This is a genomic window from Arthrobacter sp. Hiyo1 (assembly GCF_001263615.2).
Lineage (GTDB): Bacteria > Actinomycetota > Actinomycetes > Actinomycetales > Micrococcaceae > Arthrobacter.
Window position 1 is genome coordinate 215,965 of sequence record NZ_DF952475.1, and the last position, 2,749, is coordinate 218,713.

Sequence of the window (2,749 nt, forward strand, 5' to 3'; positions counted from 1 at the left end):
GGCTGCTGTTCCGCACCCACCAGAACGGGCTGGGGCATGGTGGCGGTGAACGGGGCCAGCTGCTCCTCGACCACGGAGCGGATGCGCTGGGCCTCACGGGTCCGCCCGGACTGGGCGTGCATTTCATACACGGCGAAGGCGGTGTTGATCAGCTGCACCATCAGCGCGGTTTGCGCGGCTGTCTTGTTCTTGCTCGATGCGGCCATGAACATCATGGCGGTTCCCGCGATCGACGGGATGGCTACCGGTTTGCCGTGCTCCCGTGGTGCGCGCAACTGGGCGGTGCGGGACAGCTCGGCCGCCGTGGCCGCCAAGGGTCCGGGGGCCTGTTCAAGCCGGCAGGACCATGCCGCGAACGCACCCGATACTTCCCGTGCCGCCTTCGCCCAGGTCGCGTGATCGTCCCGCGGAATGGTGCGTAGCTGGTCGGCCAGTGCGGCTGCGTTGCGGGTGTATTCCACCCACGCTTCGGCCGGCGGCGTGGCGTTCTCGGGCCCGGTCCTGGACACGGTGCGCTTGTTCCGGACGCTGCGTTCCATTCGGCTGCGGCTTCCGTGGCCAGGTGCGGGGCGTCGGCCCATTCTTCCCGGAGGCACCGAGTTTCAGGTCGGAGGCCAGGGTCCCGCCGCCGAACCAGATAGGCCGCTCCCCCACGCCCGGCCGTTCGGCTACGGAGTACCCGACAATGACGTCGGTGGTGTCCTTCGCGTAGCGGGGCCGCACCAGCAGCCCGGTGTCGCGGGCCCGGCGGACGAACTCCCCCTCGGTCGCTGAGGCGCTTGCGCTGGCCCGTACCTTCCGTGCAAGGGACGTCCGGTGCATTTCGCGGTTGTCCCGGACGGCCGTGGCCTTCTCGGCCCGGTCGTATCCGCGGGTGGCGTGCACCGTGGAGAGCTGTTCCAGACCGTACTTGACCTCCAGCTCCCGGCAGGTTTCCTGAGCACGCTTGTAGTCACCATGGGTGGAGGCCTTCGTGCCGTCCTCGCGGACGAGGGACACCGCCAAGTGGATGTGGTGGTTGCCGTTCTCGCTGGTTCCGTGGTTCACCGCGGCCCACCGGCACCGTGCCTTGCCGCTGGTCTCGGTGAAGCCCATGGAGTCCACGAAGTCGTTGGCGATATCGCCCCACTGCTGGTCCGTCAGTGCGCCCTCTTCGGCGCGCAGGCTCAGCGAGCAGTGCCACACGCTGGCGTCCTTGTACCGACGTGCACGCTCTCCTTCTTCGCCGCGTCCCACCGCAGGTCTTTGATCTGCACCGAGACGCCGAACATCTTGCGCGGCCGGTCCAGATGCTTCGCGATCGCCAGGGCATCGTCACGGTCAAGGACCCCGTCGTCGTACCAGGCCATGATGGCCGCGTCCCCGGCGACCAGGTGCGGATCCTGGTGGGCGTTCTTCGTCTTGTCGGCATCCGTCGACGCCAGGTAAACCATGAGCCCGCCCATACGCGAACCGCGGGTGATGTTCGGCATCATCGGCTACATCAACCCGTCAATGGCGTCATCGATCCGCATCGCAACGGACCGGATATGTTTCAGTGCCTCGCGGGCCTCGGCCGGGAACTCACTTGTGGCGTTCGCGTGCCTTGCGAGCTGGTTGATGTTGTTCGAGGAACGCGCCAGAAGATTGTGCAGGGACATCAGTTCCGCAGCGATCGCGCGGCGTTCCGTCGGCGAATCAGAATGCGCCGACAACGCAGAGGAAATCAGCAGGTTCGGGACCGTGACCTTCTCCCGCTCCGCCCTGGCGACCAGGGCGGCTTCCTCCTCCACGGTCACCCACACGTCACGCCGCTTCTTCGTCCCCGCCGGAGTGTTCTCACGGCGACGCCGGGAGAGCCGGGAACGAGCAGCATTCTCCTCCGTCACTCGTTCCCCCAATCCTTGAATGCCCAGCGCAGCGACCCCGGACCCGGGGACCACACTGACCAGTGTGCCGCACCCGACCCCAAGTGTCGAGCGCGACAAGCCACTTACACCCGTGTAAGTGTATAGCTTGCTCCGGACGGTTGCCTTCGATGGTTTTCGGGCCCCTGGTGCGACCCGCGGAGAAACCCCTCCCGGGCTGCGGGTAGCGGAACGGTTAGAGTCGGTGCATGGACATCAACGACATCGCCGCCAAAGCCTCCGCAAAAATCGACGCCGCCCGCGACGTCAAAGTCAACGCAGTGAAAACCGCCGCCGCCAGCGGCGTCGAACTCGCCGAAGCAGCCCAGCTGCTGGCAGCCGCCGAACAAAAGTACGCCAAGGACTACCAGGCAGCCCTCCGCGCCGACTGGACCGACTCCGATCTGCGCAGCTTCGGCCTGGACGCCCCGGCCAAGAAAACCGGCGGCCGCCCCCGCAACCGGAAGACCGCCGGCCAAGAAGCTTCCGTGACGGGCGCTTCGCAGTAGCAGCCCCTCGCCCACAGGGCACGGCAAAAGCTAAATCCTGCGGGCTTTTCCCGCACACCTGTGGGCGACGGGACCCACCTGACCGGTTGCACACAACCGCCAGGTCACCAGGGGCCGGCACGGCACCACCGGGACCGGCGATCATGCACAACCTCCGAACCTGATCCTCACCTCTTCAGGAACCAGTTCCTGAATCACCACCCACGGGACAAACGACCGGGGCCCGCGCCGGCAAGGTGCGGGCCCCGGTTAGCGCTCGAAACCACCCTCACGTGATTTATCGTGGGCGGCTCCGGTGCGTGCCTGCGGTGCTGGGTGGGTGTGCGGCGGGTGGGTGTGTTTCGGAGCCGCGGG

4 protein-coding genes and 1 pseudogene are annotated in these 2,749 nt (G+C 66.9%); 1 reads left to right on the forward strand and 4 read right to left on the reverse strand.

Annotation, left to right across the window (positions count from 1 at the left end; genetic code table 11):
• From AHiyo1_RS27370 to mobC, 4 genes and pseudogenes are all read right to left on the reverse strand, one after another.
• Nucleotides 1-314, reverse strand: a pseudogene (locus tag AHiyo1_RS27370) (relaxase/mobilization nuclease domain-containing protein); the annotation flags it as partial.
• Nucleotides 315-330: 16 nt separating this feature from the next.
• The gene (locus AHiyo1_RS27375; protein WP_253257491.1) at nt 331-1,185 is read right to left on the reverse strand and encodes a relaxase/mobilization nuclease domain-containing protein; all 855 of its coding nucleotides are present in this window, start codon (nt 1,183-1,185) and stop codon (nt 331-333) included.
• Entirely contained in the window at nt 1,167-1,475 is a 309-nt protein-coding gene (locus AHiyo1_RS27380) for a hypothetical protein (RefSeq protein WP_253257492.1), read from the reverse strand. Before AHiyo1_RS27380 ends, AHiyo1_RS27375 begins: the two co-directional genes overlap by 19 nt.
• A 3-nt stretch (nt 1,476-1,478) precedes the next feature.
• Nucleotides 1,479-1,868, reverse strand: coding sequence for a plasmid mobilization relaxosome protein MobC (gene mobC / locus AHiyo1_RS20000; protein ID WP_172465665.1), 390 nt, complete (start codon nt 1,866-1,868; stop codon nt 1,479-1,481).
• A 227-nt stretch (nt 1,869-2,095) separates the two neighbouring features.
• Between mobC and AHiyo1_RS20005 the strand changes: the two genes are divergently transcribed.
• Nucleotides 2,096-2,395, forward strand: coding sequence for a hypothetical protein (locus AHiyo1_RS20005; RefSeq protein ID WP_059389739.1), 300 nt, complete (start codon nt 2,096-2,098; stop codon nt 2,393-2,395).
• The last annotated feature ends 354 nt before the right edge of the window (nt 2,396-2,749 follow it).

What these genes read in the sequence shown, in the direction of transcription:
- AHiyo1_RS27380 (WP_253257492.1), bottom strand. Translation starts at nt 1,475, where the DNA reads ATGATGCCGAACATCACCCGCGGTTCGCGTATGGGCGGGCTCATGGTT.
- AHiyo1_RS20005 (WP_059389739.1), top strand. Translation starts at nt 2,096, where the DNA reads ATGGACATCAACGACATCGCCGCCAAAGCCTCCGCAAAAATCGACGCC.